Source organism: Phyllobacterium sp. OV277 (assembly GCF_900104355.1).
Taxonomy (GTDB): Bacteria; Pseudomonadota; Alphaproteobacteria; order Rhizobiales; family Rhizobiaceae; genus Phyllobacterium.
In genome coordinates this window covers 24,562-42,338 of record NZ_FNIY01000001.1, presented here as the reverse complement: position 1 = coordinate 42,338, position 17,777 = coordinate 24,562, and the positions used below count along the sequence as shown (strand labels likewise).

25 protein-coding genes are annotated in these 17,777 nt (G+C 52.4%); 3 read left to right on the top strand and 22 right to left on the bottom strand.

What is annotated here, in order from left to right:
• The first annotated feature begins 1 nt into the window (after position 1).
• Both BLU05_RS00245 and BLU05_RS00240 read left to right on the top strand, forming a co-directional pair.
• Entirely contained in the window at positions 2 to 922 is a 921-nt protein-coding gene (locus BLU05_RS00245) for an ABC transporter permease (protein WP_175540490.1), read from the top strand.
• A gap of 56 nt (positions 923 to 978) precedes the next feature.
• Complete coding sequence (locus tag BLU05_RS00240) at positions 979 to 2,046, top strand: BMP family ABC transporter substrate-binding protein (RefSeq protein WP_091876873.1); 1,068 nt, start codon at positions 979 to 981, stop codon at positions 2,044 to 2,046.
• Between the two features lie 66 nt (positions 2,047 to 2,112).
• Here BLU05_RS00240 and bfr read toward each other — a convergent pair whose 3' ends face one another.
• The 11 genes from bfr to BLU05_RS26070 all read right to left on the bottom strand — a co-directional run bounded on the left by bfr (position 2,113) and on the right by BLU05_RS26070 (position 7,190).
• Positions 2,113 to 2,598 (bottom strand): bacterioferritin, encoded by a 486-nt coding sequence (bfr, locus tag BLU05_RS00235; RefSeq protein WP_091876871.1) that lies wholly within the window; start codon positions 2,596 to 2,598, stop codon positions 2,113 to 2,115.
• Entirely contained in the window at positions 2,564 to 2,875 is a 312-nt protein-coding gene (locus tag BLU05_RS00230; RefSeq protein WP_091876870.1) for a (2Fe-2S)-binding protein, read from the bottom strand. Before BLU05_RS00230 ends, bfr begins: the two co-directional genes overlap by 35 nt.
• Before the next feature lie 423 nt (positions 2,876 to 3,298).
• Positions 3,299 to 3,613 carry an antibiotic biosynthesis monooxygenase family protein gene (locus BLU05_RS00225; protein WP_091876868.1) on the bottom strand — a complete coding sequence of 105 codons (315 nt, stop codon included), beginning with the start codon at positions 3,611 to 3,613 and terminating at the stop codon, positions 3,299 to 3,301.
• A gap of 75 nt (positions 3,614 to 3,688) precedes the next feature.
• Positions 3,689 to 4,150: an iron-responsive transcriptional regulator RirA gene (gene rirA / locus BLU05_RS00220; RefSeq protein WP_091876866.1), complete on the bottom strand. Its 462-nt coding sequence runs from the start codon at positions 4,148 to 4,150 to the stop codon at positions 3,689 to 3,691.
• Positions 4,151 to 4,290: 140 nt separating this feature from the next.
• A complete protein-coding gene (locus BLU05_RS00215) occupies positions 4,291 to 4,536 on the bottom strand; it encodes a hypothetical protein (protein ID WP_091876864.1) in 246 nt (81 codons plus the stop codon).
• 312 nt (positions 4,537 to 4,848) lie between these two features.
• The gene (locus tag BLU05_RS00210) at positions 4,849 to 5,157 is read right to left on the bottom strand and encodes a hypothetical protein (protein ID WP_139210352.1); all 309 of its coding nucleotides are present in this window, start codon (positions 5,155 to 5,157) and stop codon (positions 4,849 to 4,851) included.
• Between the two features lie 112 nt (positions 5,158 to 5,269).
• The gene (locus tag BLU05_RS00205) at positions 5,270 to 5,593 is read right to left on the bottom strand and encodes a hypothetical protein (RefSeq protein WP_139210350.1); all 324 of its coding nucleotides are present in this window, start codon (positions 5,591 to 5,593) and stop codon (positions 5,270 to 5,272) included.
• Positions 5,594 to 5,599: 6 nt separating this feature from the next.
• A complete protein-coding gene (locus BLU05_RS00200) occupies positions 5,600 to 5,962 on the bottom strand; it encodes a putative quinol monooxygenase (RefSeq protein ID WP_091876858.1) in 363 nt (120 codons plus the stop codon).
• A gap of 224 nt (positions 5,963 to 6,186) precedes the next feature.
• Complete coding sequence (locus BLU05_RS00195; protein WP_091876856.1) at positions 6,187 to 6,369, bottom strand: hypothetical protein; 183 nt, start codon at positions 6,367 to 6,369, stop codon at positions 6,187 to 6,189.
• 205 nt (positions 6,370 to 6,574) lie between these two features.
• The gene (locus tag BLU05_RS26075; protein WP_162700303.1) at positions 6,575 to 6,733 is read right to left on the bottom strand and encodes a hypothetical protein; all 159 of its coding nucleotides are present in this window, start codon (positions 6,731 to 6,733) and stop codon (positions 6,575 to 6,577) included.
• A gap of 304 nt (positions 6,734 to 7,037) precedes the next feature.
• Positions 7,038 to 7,190 carry a hypothetical protein gene (locus tag BLU05_RS26070; protein WP_175540489.1) on the bottom strand — a complete coding sequence of 51 codons (153 nt, stop codon included), beginning with the start codon at positions 7,188 to 7,190 and terminating at the stop codon, positions 7,038 to 7,040.
• Positions 7,191 to 7,797: 607 nt separating this feature from the next.
• On the opposite strand from BLU05_RS26070, the gene BLU05_RS00190 reads away from it, so the two are divergent.
• Entirely contained in the window at positions 7,798 to 8,337 is a 540-nt protein-coding gene (locus tag BLU05_RS00190) for a flavin reductase family protein (protein WP_091876854.1), read from the top strand.
• A 4-nt stretch (positions 8,338 to 8,341) separates the two neighbouring features.
• Here BLU05_RS00190 and BLU05_RS00185 read toward each other — a convergent pair whose 3' ends face one another.
• The 11 genes from BLU05_RS00185 to BLU05_RS00135 form a co-directional block, all read right to left on the bottom strand.
• Positions 8,342 to 8,587, bottom strand: coding sequence for a hypothetical protein (locus tag BLU05_RS00185; protein ID WP_091876852.1), 246 nt, complete (start codon positions 8,585 to 8,587; stop codon positions 8,342 to 8,344).
• 114 nt (positions 8,588 to 8,701) lie between these two features.
• The gene (locus BLU05_RS00180; protein WP_091876850.1) at positions 8,702 to 9,118 is read right to left on the bottom strand and encodes an SMR family transporter; all 417 of its coding nucleotides are present in this window, start codon (positions 9,116 to 9,118) and stop codon (positions 8,702 to 8,704) included.
• Positions 9,115 to 10,293, bottom strand: a complete 1,179-nt coding sequence (locus tag BLU05_RS00175) for a GNAT family N-acetyltransferase (protein WP_244518088.1) — start codon at positions 10,291 to 10,293, stop codon at positions 9,115 to 9,117. Before BLU05_RS00175 ends, BLU05_RS00180 begins: the two co-directional genes overlap by 4 nt.
• Entirely contained in the window at positions 10,274 to 11,092 is an 819-nt protein-coding gene (locus BLU05_RS00170) for an alpha/beta hydrolase (RefSeq protein ID WP_244518087.1), read from the bottom strand. Before BLU05_RS00170 ends, BLU05_RS00175 begins: the two co-directional genes overlap by 20 nt.
• The gene (locus BLU05_RS00165) at positions 11,079 to 11,954 is read right to left on the bottom strand and encodes a fatty acid desaturase family protein (RefSeq protein ID WP_091876845.1); all 876 of its coding nucleotides are present in this window, start codon (positions 11,952 to 11,954) and stop codon (positions 11,079 to 11,081) included. The genes BLU05_RS00170 and BLU05_RS00165 overlap by 14 nt, the downstream gene beginning before the upstream one ends.
• Entirely contained in the window at positions 11,951 to 12,304 is a 354-nt protein-coding gene (locus tag BLU05_RS00160) for a DMT family transporter (protein WP_091876843.1), read from the bottom strand. The genes BLU05_RS00165 and BLU05_RS00160 overlap by 4 nt, the downstream gene beginning before the upstream one ends.
• The gene (locus BLU05_RS00155; protein WP_091876841.1) at positions 12,301 to 13,254 is read right to left on the bottom strand and encodes an arginase family protein; all 954 of its coding nucleotides are present in this window, start codon (positions 13,252 to 13,254) and stop codon (positions 12,301 to 12,303) included. The genes BLU05_RS00160 and BLU05_RS00155 overlap by 4 nt, the downstream gene beginning before the upstream one ends.
• Positions 13,255 to 13,258: 4 nt before the next feature.
• Complete coding sequence (locus BLU05_RS00150; protein ID WP_091876839.1) at positions 13,259 to 14,680, bottom strand: aspartate aminotransferase family protein; 1,422 nt, start codon at positions 14,678 to 14,680, stop codon at positions 13,259 to 13,261.
• A gap of 23 nt (positions 14,681 to 14,703) precedes the next feature.
• Complete coding sequence (locus tag BLU05_RS00145; RefSeq protein ID WP_091876837.1) at positions 14,704 to 15,387, bottom strand: MtnX-like HAD-IB family phosphatase; 684 nt, start codon at positions 15,385 to 15,387, stop codon at positions 14,704 to 14,706.
• A 121-nt stretch (positions 15,388 to 15,508) separates the two neighbouring features.
• Entirely contained in the window at positions 15,509 to 16,888 is a 1,380-nt protein-coding gene (locus tag BLU05_RS00140; RefSeq protein WP_091876834.1) for a sensor histidine kinase, read from the bottom strand.
• A complete protein-coding gene (locus BLU05_RS00135; protein WP_091876832.1) occupies positions 16,885 to 17,541 on the bottom strand; it encodes a response regulator transcription factor in 657 nt (218 codons plus the stop codon). The genes BLU05_RS00140 and BLU05_RS00135 overlap by 4 nt, the downstream gene beginning before the upstream one ends.
• Positions 17,542 to 17,777: the final 236 nt, after the last annotated feature.

Genomic DNA, 17,777 nt, shown 5'->3' with positions numbered 1-17,777 from the left:
TATGGGCATGTTTGAAGCCATTCTTTTGACTGTTGCCACGGCTGCTACGCCTTTGCTGATCGCCGCGATGGGCGAATTGGTGGTGGAGCGATCCGGCGTCCTCAATCTCGGCGTTGAAGGCATGATGATCATGGGTGCCGTTGCCGGTTTTGGTGTGGCGCAAGTCACGGGATCGGCATGGCTTGGAATGTTCGCAGCCATTCTTGCGGGTGCGGCCTTTTCCCTGTTATTCGGTTTTCTGACACTTACGCTCGTCACCAATCAGGTGGCAACGGGTCTGGCTTTGACACTGCTCGGGCTCGGCGCGTCGGCGATGATCGGGGAAAGTTTTGTCGGGTTGCCCGGCGTGCGGATGCAATCCCTGTACATTCCCGTCCTCACTGATCTTCCCGTGGTCGGCAAATTCCTGTTCGGACAAGACCCGATTTTCTATATCTCGATCCTTCTCACCATCGGGGTTACGTGGTTCCTGTTCCGCACCCGCGCCGGACTGACACTGCGTGCGGTCGGTGACAATCACACATCGGCCCATGCGCTTGGTGTGCCTGTTGTCCGGGTGCGCTATCTCGCTGTCATGTTTGGGGGTGCTTGCGCCGGGCTCGCCGGTGCGCAACTATCGCTCGTCTATGTGCCGCAATGGGTGGAAAACATGACGTCGGGCCGGGGATGGATTGCGCTTGCGCTGGTGGTGTTCGCTTCATGGCGACCATGGCGCATTCTCGCTGGTGCCTATCTCTTCGGTGCTGTGACCATCGGCCAATTGCATGCGCAGGCGCTCGGTATCGGCATACCCTCGCAGTTCATGTCTTCCTTGCCATATCTGGCAACAATTGTCGTTCTTGTGCTGATTTCGCGCAACAAACGGCTGACCCTTATGAATACGCCGACATCCCTCGGCAAACCCTTCGTGCCCGACCGCTAGGGGCCGGACGAGAATAAAAAGACAATGCATTTGGTTTAACAGAGAGGTGAACACGAATGAAAAAACTGCTTATGGCGCTGTCCATGGCCGCCAGCTTTGCTGTGACGGGAGCGGCGCATGCCGAGGAGAAGCTGAAAGTTGGCTTCATCTATATCGGACCACCCGGTGATTTCGGCTGGACCTACCAGCATGATCAGGGCCGCAAGGAAATGGAAAAGGCGCTTGGTGACAAGGTTGAAACCACGTTCCTGGAAAGTGTACCTGAGGGTGCCGATGCAGAACGCTCCATCGAGCGTCTGGCCCGTGCAGGCAACAAGCTGATTTTCACAACATCGTTCGGATATATGGATGCGACGATCAAGGTTGCGCAGAAATTCCCGAATGTGAAGTTCGAACACGCAACCGGTTACAAGACTGCCGACAATGTTGCCGTCTACAACTCGCGCTTCTATGAAGGCCGCTATGTGCAAGGCGTGATCGCGGCCAAGATGTCCAAGGTTGGCGTTGCTGGTTACATCGGTTCCTTCCCGATCCCGGAAGTGGTGCAGGGCATCAACTCCTTCATGCTGGGTGCGCAGTCGGTCAATCCAAACTTCAAGGTCAAGGTGATCTGGGCCAACTCCTGGTTTGATCCGGGCAAGGAAGCGGATGCTGCCAAGGCTCTGGTCGATCAGGGCGTTGATATCATCACACAGCACACGGATTCGACTGCACCGATGCAGGTGGCTGCCGAGCGCAAAATCAAGGCATTCGGTCAGGCTTCTGACATGATCAAGTTCGGTCCGGAAACCCAGTTGACCTCTATCGTTGATAATTGGGGCCCTTATTACATTGAACGGGCCAAGGCTGTGATTGACGGCACGTGGAAAACCCACAATGTTTTCCATGGCATGCATGAAAATCTTGTTGTGATGGCGCCGTACACCAACATGCCTGACGATGTGAAGAAGCTGGCCGAGGAAACGCAGGCCAAGATCGCTTCTGGCGCGCTGAAGCCTTTCACGGGCCCAGTCAAGAAGCAGGATGGTTCGGAGTGGTTGAAAGCTGGCGAAACGGCCGATGACAAGACCATTCTCAGCATGAACTTCTACGTAGCCGGTGTAGATGACAAGCTGCCGCAATAAGGTTTGTCTTGCGACAAAGGAAAGGGCGCCAATGGCGCCCTTTTTTATGCATGCAAAATGATTGGCTTATTCAGCGGCGTCAGCTGGTGCAGCATTGAGCTGACCGTAGTTCTCAACGCCAATGCGGCCCAGCAGATCAAGCTGTGTTTCCAGGAAGTCGATGTGGCCTTCTTCGTCTTTGAGAAGCTCATCGAAGAGTTCCTTGGTGACGTAGTCGCCGACTTCGGCGCAGATTTCGCGTGACGTCTTGTAGGATTTTACAGCGTCATACTCACCAGCAAGGTCGGCTTCCAGCACTTCCTTGATGTTCTGACCAATGCGCAGAGCGCCGATCGACTGCAGATTTGGATGGCCTTCGAGGAAAATAATGCGCTCGATAATACGATCAGCGTGCTGCATTTCTTCAATGGATTCAGCACGCTCTTTCTTGGCGAGCAGCTTGTAACCCCAATCGTCCAGAAGGCGATAGTGCAACCAATACTGATTGACTGCTCCCAATTCGAGGAACAGCGCTTCGTTAAGCCGCTCGATGACCTTTTTGTCGCCTTTCATGCCGTGAACTCCCGTATTCGTGACGCAATGCCCGCACACGATCAATAAACGACACTGCATCAGAATCGTTGGAACCGTTGCGGAGGTGATATTCTTCCGTCACCTTTATGATGGTTTCAACGACGTTTGGGAAGCAGCCGCAGCAGCGGCCGCGCTTCTGCATGGCATGATAGACTTTTGCCGGGACAATCAGTTGCCACGGGTCAATATCGAGAAGTTCAACAATAGTATTCTCGATCTCTTTTTGGGTAATGATATTGCAATGACATACAAGCATATTGTCTACGCGCCGTATCTGGAAGAATAAATACCTACAAATCTTGACGTAATTACATCGTCAAAACTTCCCCTGATGGCAGGGTGGGTGGCGCTTCGCTGAAAATGGCCAAGGAATATTGTCCTGTGGCCTGATAATACTTTCGAACCAGACAAAGGTTCCTCCAATCGCAAGGGTTCAAGGCCCTAACATTAAAGGTCATGCGTTATTCGCAATACTGATTATATAAGACCGGTTTGTCGGAATTCTGTCAAATGGCCAACGCTGAATATGTCGTGATATCAATAAGTTAGAATAGTTCTAAACTAGGAAAATAATATAACCAATTCAATCATGTTTGGCGTATTTCAATACAAAACCCGGCAAAATTAATTGCCGGTTTTAAGTGTGTCAAAACGTCTCATTTGTCGTAAAAAGACTAAATCAGGCGCCTTCGACCACCGAGAATCCTTCAAATTGGGGATGTCCGATGTAGCTCGGTTTGGTATCGCCCGCATTGCGATGCGCGGCACGGAAATGTTCCGACTGAGTCCATGCGGTAAAATCCGCCTGCGTGCGCCAGATGGTATGCGAGGCGTAAAGGGTATAGTTCTCTTCCTCGTTCTTGGAGCCGCGCAATAGGTGGAACTCGACAAAACCGGGGACTGACGCCAAGCGGGAGTCACGTGATTTCCACACGGTTTCAAAGGCTTCTTCAGAGCCCGACTGAACTTTGAAACGATTCATAGCTATGTACACGGCGCAAACTCCATTTGGGCAGATGTGATTGATGGTCGATTCCGAAACCGGTCACCGCGCAGAGTTGGGACTACATCAGCTCGCAGTTGCGAGGCGTGGCGCCAGATTGTCGATGCCGAGGAGGGCGCGAACATCTCTGGTCTTGACGATATCGTCGATGGAATATTGAGCCAGAACTTCGAAGAATGCATTCAATGCCTTGCGCAGGGCAGCATTCAGGCCGCAGCTGTCGATCAGCGGACATTCGGCAGCATCGTTCTCAAAGCACTCCGCCATGGCAAAGTTCTCTTCGGTCACACGCACAACGTCAAAAAGCGTGATGTCCTTGGCAGGTTTGCCAAGCTTCACACCGCCATTGCGTCCACGTACGGTTTCAACGAAACCGTTCTCAACGAGCGGCTGCAGAATCTTGAACAGGAAAAGCTCGGAGACCGTGTAAGCCTGCGCAATTTCGGCAATCCGGCTCAGATTGCCATCATTGGCGGCGCAATACATCAGAATGCGAATGGCATAATTTGTCTGTCTGGTTAGGCGCATGGGAATATCTCTCTCAACCTGAAATCAGGGCATGCCTTGGAAACGAGACTCTAGTTTAGAATTATTCTTGATAAAGTAAATAATATTATGAGCGAAAGTTTCATATTTTCGCTCGGGAGACATCGCCAAAATTTTTGGGATCAGCGAACGAGAACGACAATAGACGCCGTGATAAAACCGGCAGCGACAAGCAGCAGGAAACCATAGACCCGAGGCTTGTCGAAGAGAACGGCGAATCCGGCAGCCCAGACAACGACGGCTGCGCTCAAGGCGTAGAGAAATCCGGCTTTGTGCACCCAGGCAATATGGACTGCCATCAGGCCGCCAATAATAAGGGCACCGAATACGACCATCAAAGCCAGTGCGTATTTCTCAAAATTGTCCATTCAGGCAGCTCGCTCTAAACACCCCGGCACGGAATCAAGGGGCTCACTCTCACTGTAAAACCCGATCCAACATGATCAAGGCTATATTCCCGTCTTTCATAGATGTTCCGCCTCGCTGGTGCAACAGAAGACCGGTTCAAGTCTGGCTGATAAACGCCGCGTTGGTGCAAAAAGGCAATAAAAAAGGTCGGGAAATCCCGACCTTTCCAAACTCAGCTCAACACCAGCGCCAGTACATCCGTGGTCAAAGACGGAACCGAATTTCTGCACTGATATAGGCAACCATATCGCCCGTTTCAAGACCCGTCCGGTTTACCGGCGATAGGCACTAAGGCCTGCAAGCAAGCCAATACCCGCAATTGCAGAAATGACGGCAACAGTGATCAGCGGGTTTTCCTTCGCTTTATCGGCGACAACCTGTGCTTCATCTCCCACGAAGCGTGCTGCTTTGCGACCATGCCGTTTCACGGTGTCGTAGGTCGAATTTGCCTGATCAAGCAGATCATAACCCTGATCGGAAAGGGACTGGGTAATTCCTGAAAGTTCCTTTCGCAGGGCCGCAATCTGGCTTTCCAGATCACCCTCAACTGCGTCACGCGCTTTCGATACGTTCGTTGCCATTTCGAGAATTCCTTTCATCATAAGCGAAGGAATAACGGTAGAGGCAGCGTTTGGTTCCAGAAAACCCAGAACCTTTCCGACGGTATTGGCCGGAAAGGATTCTGGAGAGAAATCAATTCCAGCAGCCGTGCGATTGTCCATTGAGATTGTGGGAGTCGATGTCTATTCCGGCAGAAAAATCATTCCGGGCCAGATAAACGGCAGTTTCCGGCTTGATGCGGATTTTGTTCCAGCCTGCGCATTTGGAAGATCCTGTCGATTTGGAGGTTTCATCCATCCAACGCATCGCGCCGCAATTGCTGACGGCCAAAATGCATGGCAGGAGAATAGCGAGAGCCAATTTGCTTTTCACAGGAAACCTTCTTGCTGTCGCAGCCGGTATTTCAAACTTATTCATTGCACATTTCAATGCCCAACGACATTCGACGTTAGGCAAAGCCCCTCAATCGTCATTGCTCGCATTCAGTTCCATCGTGGTCATGCCTTCGGCCGGTTTGGCGCTCAGGGATTTGGCCCAGATTAACCGGCTGGATTTGAGCAATGGTGCATTGGCTGCACGGACTTTGACCAGGCGCGGATTGTTTTCATGGGCTGTAACGGCCGCTTCATTGGCATAAAGCTCGTTGACCATAACCTTGTTGGGAATAGGCGTACCGTCACGCTCGATTGGTTTGATGACTTCGAAGCGCAGGCAGCCCGGTTCTTCGTCAAGTGTTTTGCGTGCATGCTCGCGAATGAGCGCCGTAAACTCTTCCTCCCGGCCCTCATGTGTTTCGAATTCAACAATAATCGTCAGTTCAGTCATAAAAATTCAAGCCTCCCGCTTTTCTCTCACGGTTCTATCAGCGAGCTCCTGACAAATCCAGACGTAAGCTGCTGACAGGGCAGGTCAAAGCCTTGTAAAATCTCGATTCCTTCTGGAAAATGACAGCTGCGCACGTGATCAAATCATTCGTGCTGGAATACACCGCTGAGGGATCAAAGCGAACTTGGCGTTGGAAATATGAGGGACTGGCGCGTGCTGACGTGTTATTTTTGCGAAGCGGCAAAAGCCAGCAAAACAGCACCGGCGACAATCGTCACCAACCCGATATAGAGCCAGCGGGTTTGCCCAACCATGAAACTACCGCCAATAAGGCTAAGGCCCTGCAAAGCCCATACCCCGCCCATAATGATCAGAAGTACCGCAACAATCGACAGAATGATTTTCATGGCGTGCCCGTTCTCACAAGCAAAACCCCTGCCGAAACGGTAGGGGTTTCACGGGTTGAGGCTTGATTTGGCTCTAACAAACTGGACTCTGGATAAGAATATCACGCATCGTTTCAGTGCGGCGCAGGCTCAAGGTACCGCTACACTCAACTTGCCAGAACCTTAACATAGCCAACTTTCATTTCAAAGAACGAATGGCTTGGCGTCAGTTCACTTTTGCTTTCAACTGGGCGATTTCCTCTTCCATCTGCCGGATTCGATCTTCCAAAGCATTGATTGCCTTGAATACGGCAACACCCATGCTTTTGAAATCGCCGCGATGGATTGCAGTCTCGATGGCTTGTTTGGCACTATCAATGGACATTGCTTCCTCCGTTCCAGGTTTTCTTATTCTGCAATGCTAGAGCCTTTCCTGCCGAAATTGAACCAGTTCTGTTCGGGCAGAGGTAGCGCAATGAAAAAAGCCCAATCCTCAAGGGGTATGAGGATTGGGCTGGGTTGGCTTGTGGGGGGAAAGCCAAGGCTGGTTGGGGTACCAGTACCCACAGAATGCGTCAGCGGAGGATTGGTTCCATGGCAATTGAAAATATTTTGTGCGCCACAGAGGCGCCGTTCAGACTCTGAACTTCGACGAATGCAGAGCGATCAGGATAATACCGGGTAACAGCTTATGCAGGCAGGAGATTGAACAGCACGGCCAGATGGAACGCAAAAGCGCCTGTGAAAACCAGGGCGACGGTGGCCCGGTCTTTGTCTTTGAAAATACGTTGGAATGCCGAAGCGCGTGCGCTGTGCGTGGTCGTATAGTCAGTGGACGCCATCGGGATTATTCTCTCTCTGCTGGTACGGACCATCATCAGGCATCCGATAGACGATTAACACGATAGAGATTACAATTTTCCCGAAAGGAAGAGCACGATTTTGCGCGCAGCGGCCTTGTTGTGGAAATAAATCCTGCGTGTGAGTTTGGTGTGGCATGCACGTTCAAAAGTGCGCCGTTATCAATGTCCGTATGAGCGAGAGATTAATGACCGATCAATAGACTCATCGCCGGTTGTTTCGGGTTGGCAATTGTTCGATGGATCTGGCGCGGTGAAGTCGCTATACGGCCCGTTTTAGATTTGGTTTCTCGAAATTGCCGCGAAAGGCAAAACAAAATTGCCGAAAGGTCGCAGGTTGAGCAAAGCACAATCTGGTTTCGCGCTATACGAATGTGCTGCAATGCAGTCGTGAGCAGCTATGTGCCTTTGATCTCGAGGAGATTGAAATCGAACGGATGGATGCTCATCTGAAACCGGTCACTAGTCTATTCATCGAAAGTCGAATGACGAAGACCTCTTGCACACCGAGCGAAGTGATCCTTCCGTAGCCGAAAGCCCGGACTTTGACGGTCCCACCTGCCAGAGTGATCCAATGAATGAGGAAAAAATGTCCGTCTTTCAGACAGGGGCGCGTGCCGCCCAGCACGAATTGACTGTGGAAGCTGATTTGTTCAAGGATTCCATGCGTCACCTCGCGGGCGCGGTGAGTGTTATCACGGTAGGGCGCGGCAACGACCGGACAGGCTTTACTGCAACCTCGGTTTCGTCGCTGGCCATTGATCCGCCATCGGTGATTGTCAGCCTCAACAGGGATTCGTCATCCTGGCCCGTGCTGCAGCGTCACGGCAGTTTCTGTGTCAATGTGTTGGCGCATGATCAGCGCCATGTTGCAGACAGTTTTGCCGGACGGGGCGGGCGCAAGGGCATTGATCGTTATCTGGATAGCGAATGGCATGAGCTTGCAACAGGAACGCTTGCTTTAAAGAATGCCTTGACGGTTCTTGATTGCGAACTTGATGACGCCATTGAACGGCATTCGCATGGCATTCTCATTGGAAGGGTGCGCGCGGTCACTGTGCGCAAGAATGCTGAACCCTTGCTCTACTGGCACGGTGCTTACAGGCACATTACGCCGCCGGTTGAGTGATGAACTAAGTCACGATCGCGGTTATCGAACAGCCGACGAGAACGATCGTGGCCAGCAAAATGAGGCCATATAGCTTGGGTTGATTGAAGACCACGGCAACGCCCAGAAAAAATGTGGCACAAGACGCAGCAATCGTGAACAAAAACGCCTGCTTGTCGCCAGTGGTTATCGAGAACGCCATCAATCCTGCCAGTATCAGCACGCCGAATGCGATGAAGATCCAGGTTGCGAATGTTTCGTAGCGATCCATGGGCTGCGTTCCTAGTCGGGCCTGCTGTGTTTTCATGGCAGATTACATCGAAATAAAGACGGACAGTCAAATTGCGTTGACCGATTGGCAAATGCCTTCGGGGCAATACTCAACCTAATGCATTTTGTGAGGTATGACACCTGAGAGCGACGGTTGAGTGCTTTTTTGCTCACCGGAGGCCGTGCCGATGAGCCAGACACCGATAAGAATCAGCGTACTTCCGATAATCTGGAGTGCGCTGATATCTTCCCGGAAAATGAGCCAACTCGTTGCAAGGATCATCACATAGCTGATCCCGGTCAGGGGAAATGCCTTGCTCAGATCAAGCTGGGCCAATGCCTGCAGCCAGAACACAAAGCAGATCACTTCAGCAGCGATAGCGGCCAGCATCCATGGTGATGTGACTGCATGGATGAGCCAGGCCATATCGAAGCCAAGTCCGGTCATCTGTTCGGCGGCGAGCTTGATGAAGACCTGAAACAGCGTGTTGAGAACTGGAATGGCAAACCAGACGAGATTAATCGGCTTCATGCGCCATCCTTCAATGTTTCGTCTGCCGCAAACAGCGGGGAGGCGAGGCGCAATGCCCATTGAATGACTGGATTGCGGTGTTTGAAATACATGGTGTTGCGCGTCAGCTGACTGCCAAGGCGTATCTTGTTTTCGTAGTAGGCTTGTCCGCTCTGATAGCGCTTCATGCCATGATCAAGACAATGGCGCAGATTGGTGAACCAGCTCAGATAGTACAGATTATAGGCACGGCCTTCGGCGCTGTTCATGCAGAAGAACTTGTCGATCAGCGTATTACCATTGTGAACCATTAGATTGGCAGCCAGTAACTGGTCACCTGCATAGTAAAAGGTGCAGAACGAACGTCCCTGCATCTGGTTGAGAATGCCGCTGAAATAGTCAGACGTCAGTTCTTCAAACTGCCATTCGCTGCGGTTGCGCGTGTCGTGATAAAGCGCCATGACCTGCGGTAGCAGGTTCGCGAAATCAGTGCGTTTTTCCACTCTGATTTTGTCGAACGATTTCATTTTCCGGCGCATGTCTTTGCGCGTTCCGGATGAAAGCCTGAGCATATAGGTTTCGATGGAGTCAAAATCGATATCGAGCCAAGCCGTTGGCAGACCGGGGATACCTGCAAATTCATGACCCGAAAACACCGCCGCAAAGGCATTTGTCGCTGGCTCCGGCACATCCTTGATACCGATGAGCGAGCAGCCGTTTGCCTTGGCATAATGTTCAAAGCCCGATAGCAATTGTGAGTACAGATCGGCCTTGCGCCGCTCAAGTACATCAGGATGAAACCCAACAATGCCATTTTCAGTGCATGGCGAACCGAGGCAAGCCAGCTTGAGCGTCAGAAAACGTGAAAACGTCTGCCTTATGCGGCGCAGAATTTGACGCAACCGGCCTTCTTCGAGCGTTGTATCCAACTGGTAATCTGTCAGGAATGCAGGCATGGCAGCGAGCAATTGGCCATTTTCGATGACAGTGACATAGCGGAAGGCAAAGCCGGCAATTCCAGCTTCCTCAATGGCAAGCAGGCAACCGTAGTTCTCTACTTCGTCGGCAAAACACTTGTCCCATGCGTCCCGGCCGATATCGCGGATCGATTCAAATATGCGTGTTTGTGCCACCACAGCGATCTTCGCTGAAACGGGCGCGTGCTGTAAAACATGATCATGCATAGGCTGGGGCATTATTGGCCTCGAAGAATGCCGCTGTGTAGTCGCCAACTTTCTGGCGCTGCCGGTCGACATGGATCATATGGTAGCTGTCTTCGATCCACGTCAGTTGATGCGGTCCACCAATGTGGCGGCTGATATAACGGGCGTGTTTTGGGCTGCTCAGATCATCTTCCTTGGCATGCAGGATGAGTGTCGGCGTGCGCATTTGTGGCAAGTTTCGCTTCAACTCCTTGCCAAGGCGATACATCTCGGCGATGCCCTTTCCCGGGAATTTGTCGATAACGCCCTCTGCTTCCATGCTTACCATCATACGCCTGATCCGCTCATCCTTGATACCAAGTGCGGATGTCTCGCTGAAATTCAGCTTGGCGATAGACGGAATATGCGACAACAGCTCGATAAACGGAGAAAGCAGCCAGTAATGGTGTGGAACATTCCAGCCATCATAATGGAAGCAGGGCGAATAGATCGCCACGGCCTTGATGCTGTTCGGCCTTTGATGGGCAGCCATCATCGACAATTTGCCACCGATACAGATGCCAGCCGCAAATGTTTCATCGGTATAGGGGGCAAATTTCTCCGTCGCCTCATGCACGCTTTCCAGCCAGTCCTGCCAGCGTGATCGCGTCAATGTTGCCATGTCAACGCCATGCCCCGCCAGAAGCGGGGCGTAGACGCTGTAGCCTTTCCGGTTCAGCTGCCGGGCCAGCATTTTCATTTCCGCAGGCGCGCCCGTCAAACCATGAACGAGCAACACGCCTTTGCCATTCGAGCCTTCAAGGAAATAGCTCAATCCATCAGACATCTGCATCGATCATATCCGGGTTTCTGTTTTCCGGGGCCATGAACCCAAGTGCGTGGCAGGTGCTGATGACGTGTACACCGGCCTTGTCCTGCTCTTCCTTGATTTTCTCGTGGAAGTTGCGCAGTTCAGTCCAATGGGTCTTCGGGCGATAGTGATGTTCGGCATGGTAACCGTTGCCGAACCATAACCAATTATAGAAGGTGTTATGGCTGCTCACGCCCCATGCGATAGGCTCATCCGGATCGCCGTGCAGGTGCTCATAATAGCCGTTGAGCGAAGAGAGGCAGTTTCCCAGATAATAGAAGGGCGCGAAGAAGAGCATCGCCTTCCAGTCCCAAAGAAAACCGATCGCAGCCAGACCCAGAAACGCATAAAGCTCGAAGCGACCCCATTTGGCATCAAATGGCCGGTTCTTCGAGATGGCCTTGTGAATATCGCCGAGGCTATCGCGGAAGAAGCTTAGAAACGTATAGCTCCAGACATTCTCAGGCTCACCATTCTTGCCGTGGCGATAGATCGACAACCAGTCGATGGTTTCGCCCTTCTCGTTCGGGCGGTCGCTGTTGCCCGAGTGATGGCGCATATGAATCCATTGGTAATAGGTCTGGGAGAACCCGATTGTCACTGATTCCAGCAGGCTGAATGCGTAGTTCATCGCACGGGACTTGAAGTAGGGGGTGTGGATGAAGTTATGCGAAATGCTGTTGATGTTCCACGAGATCGAGACCGCGTAGAGCCCACCAAGCACAAGCGAGAGCCACAAAGGTCGGCTTTCGAAGCCGACGACCAGATAGATATTGAAGAGAAGGTGAGCAATAGCTGCGAGTATGGGCGCGATATCCCACCTTGTATGAGCGAAGAGTTTCATAATCCTGTTGCTCCTACACATGCCACACCGGCTGTGATGAACAGCACACCGGCTGCGTGGCGAAGGTTGATTTGTTCTTTGAATATCCATGCTCCTGCGAGCACGATGATGACATAGCTGAGAGCCATGAGCGGGAAGGCGATCGACAGCGGCACATGCTCCAGCACGATGGTCCAGCCAACGAGTTCCAGCGCCCAGAAGATCACGCCGAGCCAGGTCACAGGTTTGACCAGTGCAGCAGCCAACGCTTCGTTATCGGCTGAATATTTGAAGCAGACTTCCCGCGCGGTTTCCGTGAGAACGCAGAAAGCGATCAAAGCCAGCATATGAAGTGTAAGCGTGCCGGTCATCCCATCGCCTCCGACAGGACTTCGAGCAATGCATGATTGGCGGCACTGTTGATGTTTGTTGTTATCGTAGGGTCCGGCGTTGCGTGCGGCTGATCGATGAAAATCTCGGCACGTTTTGTAAACTGGGTCCACAGATTGCCGGAATAGGATGGTGTCGAATAGTCACCGGTCACATCGGCACCAACGATCCGGTGATGCCTGCTGATTTCCGTGATCAGTGACAGGACGTAGGGCAGGCGCATTCGCCCCTGATCCCAGTTGGTGATCGCATCGTCACGGACAAGAACATCCTTGTCGATCGTAAAATACACAGCCTCGGTTTTGATGCGCGACAGCAACTGATCAATGAAGTTTTCTTCGCCGATCTCCGCGATGGTTTTCCAACTCAAAACGCCATTCTTCTGCTCATAGCTCGCACCGCTGCCATAGTCCTTACGGACGCGGCTTGGCGCATGGCTATAGGGGTATAATTCCAGCTGTCCCTGCGCGAGCAATGACAGGTTTGCCCCTTTACGCTCAGGGCTTGTCAGATCATCGCTGCAGACGCCGACGGTCACGATTTTTTCGAGATCAGGATGCTGCAGGGCACGATTGATCCATGATCCGCAATGCATGCCATTGCCGAAGTGCACCCAGTCGGGGTGGTTATCGAAATGGATGAGCGTTGCCGGGCCGGGGTTGTTTTCAAGTGCCGCGGCAACGAGAAGCGCGGTGACGTGATGGAAGTCACCCGAACCCATGAAGCAGAGATGCGGTTTCTTCTGATCACCAACGATGTAGCGGGAGATGTTGCCGCTGAGGGCGTCTATTGCGGGCTGATGCCCCCACAGACGAACCACGCGGCCATGATCTTCCGCATGTATCTGGCGCGCGCCTGTTCGCATACAGGCGCGCACGAAGTCTGGTTGCAACTCCAGCGCATCATCGAGGTGAAGAAGGAGGAGTTGCATGCGATTATCTCTTGGCGGCGCGCACGAAAAGCTGATCAAGCAGGTTCAGAGCCAGATCGATTTCTTCGCGTGTGATCAGAAGGTTTGGCGCCAGCGTGATAACGTTCTTGTAGTAACCGCCGACATCCAGCACGAGACCGTACTTCTTGCCGCCGACAAGCAGATCGCCTTTCATGCCTTCATCGGACATCCAGTCGAGGGTTGCCTTGTCAGGCGTAAAGCCGTCTTCCTTGCAAATCTCGACGCGCAGCGCGAGGCCAAGCCCGTCAACGTCGCCGATGGTCGGATGACGCTTCTGCAACTCCTTGAGGCCATCAAGGAAATAGGCACCCTTTTCCATGATCGCCGCGCCAAAATCTTCTTCTTCGAGCATTTTCATGGTTTCGAGGGCAATGGCAGTGCCCATCGGATTGCTGGCGAAGGTCGAATGGGTCGAGCCGGGCGGGAAAATGCCTGGATTGATCATTTCTTCCTTGGCCCAGACACCGGAAAGCGGGTTCAGGCCATTGGTGATTGCTTTGCCGAATACGAGCGCATCGGGTGTTACGCCGAAATGTTCGATCGACCACAATTTGCCGGTCCGGTAGACGCCCATCTGGATTTCGTCGACGACAAGCAGGATGCCGTGATCATCAAGAACCTTCTTCAGTTCCTTGAAGAAATTCATTGGCGGGATGACATAGCCGCCCGTGCCCTGAATTGGTTCGACATAGAATGCAGCGTATTCTGCCTTGCCGGTCTTCGGGTCCCATACGCCATTATATTCAGTTTCAAACAGGCGCGCGAATTTCTGCACGCAGTAATGGCCGTACTCTTCTTTGGTCATGCCTTTCGGGCCACGGAAGTGGTAGGGGAATTCGATAAACTGAGCGCGGTCACCGAAATGGCCATAACGGCGGCGATAGCGATAGCTTGAGGTAATCGCCGATGCACCGAGGGTTCGGCCATGATAGCCGCCTTCAAAGGCGAACATCAGGCTTTTGCCGCCGGTATAGTTGCGCACCAGCTTAAGTGAATCTTCAACGGCCTGCGAGCCGCCGACGTTGAAGTGGACACGACCCTTGGCGCCGAACTTACGCTCGGCATCCTTGGCGATCATGGCGGCCAGCTCAACCTTTTCGCGATGTAGATACTGCGACGCAACCTGGGGCAGTGTATCCAATTGGCGGTGTGCAGCGGCGTTCAAACGCGGATTGCGGTAGCCGAAATTGACAGCCGAATACCACATCTGCAGATCAAGGAACGGCGTGTCCGTCGCATCGTAGACATATGAGCCTTCGCAGCGTTCGAAGAACATGGGGTGGTCGGTGTAATGGACCGTATCACCATGGGAGCAATATTCCTGTTCGAGGGCACGAAGTTCAGCTTCGGATGTCTGCTGCGACGCAGCATTGTCAGTCTGCTTGATAGCAAGGTTGATGTTCATGAAGATTCTCTTCTGTTGTAGATTTACGCCGTGGCGTAACGTGGGACGCTCACTGGACGGCTGGTAAAGCCGGGGAGTGCATTCTTCAGGCTCTGGGTAAGGTCGGAAAAATTCTGATAGCCAACGAAAGGAATGGCCCTTTCGGTGCAAAATTCGGCAAGTTTGTCTTTGGCAAACACCAGTTCCGGCTTGTCAGAGACGCAGAAATCGGAACGGCCGTCACCGATATAGACGCGTGTATCGAAAGCTTCGACCGAGCGGCATTTGCAGACGCCGGCAGCCGATGAACAATCGGCATCGCTGTAAGGCGAGCTCAACTGATAGCGCGTGTGGCCGTTGATGCCCGATATCGTCAGTTTGTTGGCGATAACAGGCAGGTAATCGAGATTGTAGCGGGCAAGAATGCGTTTGATGAAATAGTCAACGCCATCGCTGATGATGGTGACAGGGATGGCCTGTGCCCAGCAAAAATCGACGAAAGCGGGGAAGGTGGGATCAATGGCAATGTCGTCAAGTGCGCGGTCCAGCTCCTGATTCGTAGCCTGGATCAGAGCGATTTGACGTGCCATGCATTCCGCGGAACCAATAAGACCCTGCTTCCATTCCTGTTCGATTTCCTCCCATTTCGGGCTGGCCAATCGTTCCAGAATGAAATCTGTGGCGTCTTCGAGGGAAATGGTCCCGTCGAAATCACAAAATACATGCATGCAGACACTCCTCGTGCAATGTGAGGAGCTTCTAGCATTCAGGACTGATTGCTAAATTATGCCAAGATGATGCCAAACTGAAATCAGCAAAGGCCTTCATGCTTACTTGGAAACAGCAAAATTAAGCTTTTGGTAGAAGCACTTCCACGAGCAGACCCTTGCCCGAGGCCGGAGACTTCAAAGCGATCGTGCCTGACAACCGCTTGATAATATCAGCAACAATCGTCAATCCGAGACCGGTTCCTTCGATCTGCGGTGTATCGATGCGATAGAATCGCTGGAAAACGGCTTCCCGGTGGTGCTCGGCGATACCGGGACCACTGTCGGAAATGGACAGACGCCAGAAATTGTTGGCAAGCGTAACGCCCACGCGAATGCGGCCACCTGCAGGCGTATATTTCACGGCGTTCTCAATCAGGTTGCTGACCATCAGTCGCAACAGAGGATCATCTGCCCTGACCAATGCTTTTTCGTCACCGTCGAGCGACATGTCCAATGTTTTGGCCGTTATCAAATTTCCCATTTCAGCGACGATTGATGCCACGGTGCTGTAAAGTGCGACAGGCTGAAGTTGGATCGGTTGATGGCCAACACGCGCAGCGCGCAGCAATTGCTCGATGAGATAGGTGGCTTTTTCATTGCTGATGACGAGGTCGGCAAGAATCGACTGACGTTCTTTCTCGCTGTCTGCCTGCGATAACATCTGTAGCAACAATTTCAGCGCCGCCTGTGGTGTGCGCAGCTGGTGCGCCGCATGATCGGCAAAACGCCGTTCGGCTTTCAGCGAATCGTCCAGATCCTCAAGAAGCTGATTGATCGACCGGCCAAGCGGTGAAAGATCCCTTGGCAGCGTATCAACTGGAATTGCTGACAAGTCATCCGGTGAGCGACTTCGGATTTGCTGCACCAGCATACGGATGGTGCTAAGGCCGCTATTGATGCCAAACCAGATCAGCATAGCAATCAGCGGGATGAGAATGAGCAGCGGGAAAATGAGGTTGAGCAGAATGTTTGACACCAGCGTCTGGCGCATGGCGATCTTTTCAGCCACCTCGATCACGACCTTTGTTTCGGGGATGGGTAGCGAGTAAATCCGCCATTGCTCGCTATCATAACGAACATTGGTAAAACCCGCCCGTTGCATCGAAATTTCCGCCGGAAAGGTTGAGCCCGAAAAGAGAACGATCTTATTCTCCTTCCATGCGCGGAACATATGCGCATCGGCATAATCATCCGCATCTTCATTCAGCGCGAGCTGGTTGCCCATGTTGAAATCGATGTCGGCGATCTGCTTCGGTGGAGCGTCTCCGGGTTCTTCGTCAAATTGATTGTGCAGCAGCATCCACAACACATTGGCGTCGTTGATCAGCTGGGCGTCATAGACATTGTTGATTTCGCGGGTGGCGCTGTTGAAGGCAAATCCGCCGATGATTGCCATGGTGATGAGAATCGTCGGCGTAATCCGGAAAAAGAGCTTCCGGGTGAGGGTGGGACGGCTCATGCATCCACCATATAGCCCACACCGCGGATGGATTTGATGAAATCGCTGCCCAGCTTTTTGCGCAGATTATAGATTGTCACCTCGGTCGTATTGCTCTCGACGGCACTTTCCGCGCTGTAGAGTGCATATTCAATATCGCTTTTTGTGACGTATTTGCCGGATCGCTCCATCAGGAGCTTCAGGAGTTGAAACTCCTTGGCGGTCATCATGACCTGCGTGGATGCTTTGCGCACTACCTTGGCAGCTGGGTCCACTTCCACATCAGCGCATCGCAGAACAGTATCGACCCGACCTTCACTGCGACGCACGAGCGCGCGCAATCGCGCCAGCAGTTCATCAAGATCAAACGGCTTGACCAGATAATCATCCGCCCCGTTGTCGAGGCCTTCAACCTTATGAAGCGGGGTATCGCGTGCAGTCAAAAGGAGAATGGGAACGAGGTTTTTGTCACGGCGCGCCGCCCGGAGTACTTCAAGTCCGCTCATCTTGGGGAGATTGACGTCGAGAATAACAACGGCAAAACTGGAATCCTGTATTGCGGCCAGTCCGGATTCACCGTCCTGCATCCAGTCCACACCATAGGCATGCTTCTCCAGCGCCTTCTTTAACGAAGAGCCAAGCATCATGTCATCTTCAACCAGCAGCAGTCGCATTTTTCAGATCATTACTTTGAATGTTCGAGACGCCGCATCACAATGCGGTGCGGTATGGCGGGGCAGATAAGATCAAATCTCGGTTTTTTGCGGGCAGTCCATCTTCAGCTCACAACTGATTGCAGTAACCAATACGCTGTTTTCGTCTTGTTACCAATCGTCTCAATAGTTGTTTGTTTTTTGCTCAACCGTGCCTCAATTCGGATCAGAATGGGTCGCATCGTCATGAATAGCGA

Coding starts and splice junctions, on each gene's coding strand:
- BLU05_RS00140 (WP_091876834.1), bottom strand. CDS start 16,888: ATGAGCCGTCCCACCCTCACCCGGAAGCTCTTTTTCCGGATTACGCCG.
- BLU05_RS00150 (WP_091876839.1), bottom strand. CDS start 14,680: ATGAACATCAACCTTGCTATCAAGCAGACTGACAATGCTGCGTCGCAG.
- BLU05_RS00165 (WP_091876845.1), bottom strand. CDS start 11,954: ATGAAACTCTTCGCTCATACAAGGTGGGATATCGCGCCCATACTCGCA.
- BLU05_RS00180 (WP_091876850.1), bottom strand. CDS start 9,118: ATGAAGCCGATTAATCTCGTCTGGTTTGCCATTCCAGTTCTCAACACG.
- BLU05_RS00175 (WP_244518088.1), bottom strand. CDS start 10,293: ATGCCCCAGCCTATGCATGATCATGTTTTACAGCACGCGCCCGTTTCA.
- BLU05_RS00200 (WP_091876858.1), bottom strand. CDS start 5,962: ATGACTGAACTGACGATTATTGTTGAATTCGAAACACATGAGGGCCGG.
- BLU05_RS26070 (WP_175540489.1), bottom strand. CDS start 7,190: ATGGCGTCCACTGACTATACGACCACGCACAGCGCACGCGCTTCGGCA.
- BLU05_RS00230 (WP_091876870.1), bottom strand. CDS start 2,875: ATGCTTGTATGTCATTGCAATATCATTACCCAAAAAGAGATCGAGAAT.
- BLU05_RS00145 (WP_091876837.1), bottom strand. CDS start 15,387: ATGCATGTATTTTGTGATTTCGACGGGACCATTTCCCTCGAAGACGCC.
- BLU05_RS00240 (WP_091876873.1), top strand. CDS start 979: ATGAAAAAACTGCTTATGGCGCTGTCCATGGCCGCCAGCTTTGCTGTG.
- BLU05_RS00245 (WP_175540490.1), top strand. CDS start 2: ATGGGCATGTTTGAAGCCATTCTTTTGACTGTTGCCACGGCTGCTACG.
- BLU05_RS00170 (WP_244518087.1), bottom strand. CDS start 11,092: ATGCAGATGTCTGATGGATTGAGCTATTTCCTTGAAGGCTCGAATGGC.
- BLU05_RS00155 (WP_091876841.1), bottom strand. CDS start 13,254: ATGCAACTCCTCCTTCTTCACCTCGATGATGCGCTGGAGTTGCAACCA.
- rirA (WP_091876866.1), bottom strand. CDS start 4,150: ATGCGCCTAACCAGACAGACAAATTATGCCATTCGCATTCTGATGTAT.
- bfr (WP_091876871.1), bottom strand. CDS start 2,598: ATGAAAGGCGACAAAAAGGTCATCGAGCGGCTTAACGAAGCGCTGTTC.
- BLU05_RS00215 (WP_091876864.1), bottom strand. CDS start 4,536: ATGGACAATTTTGAGAAATACGCACTGGCTTTGATGGTCGTATTCGGT.
- BLU05_RS26075 (WP_162700303.1), bottom strand. CDS start 6,733: ATGTCCATTGATAGTGCCAAACAAGCCATCGAGACTGCAATCCATCGC.
- BLU05_RS00190 (WP_091876854.1), top strand. CDS start 7,798: ATGTCCGTCTTTCAGACAGGGGCGCGTGCCGCCCAGCACGAATTGACT.
- BLU05_RS00210 (WP_139210352.1), bottom strand. CDS start 5,157: ATGGCAACGAACGTATCGAAAGCGCGTGACGCAGTTGAGGGTGATCTG.
- BLU05_RS00135 (WP_091876832.1), bottom strand. CDS start 17,541: ATGCGACTGCTGCTGGTTGAAGATGACATGATGCTTGGCTCTTCGTTA.
- BLU05_RS00195 (WP_091876856.1), bottom strand. CDS start 6,369: ATGAAAATCATTCTGTCGATTGTTGCGGTACTTCTGATCATTATGGGC.
- BLU05_RS00185 (WP_091876852.1), bottom strand. CDS start 8,587: ATGGATCGCTACGAAACATTCGCAACCTGGATCTTCATCGCATTCGGC.
- BLU05_RS00160 (WP_091876843.1), bottom strand. CDS start 12,304: ATGACCGGCACGCTTACACTTCATATGCTGGCTTTGATCGCTTTCTGC.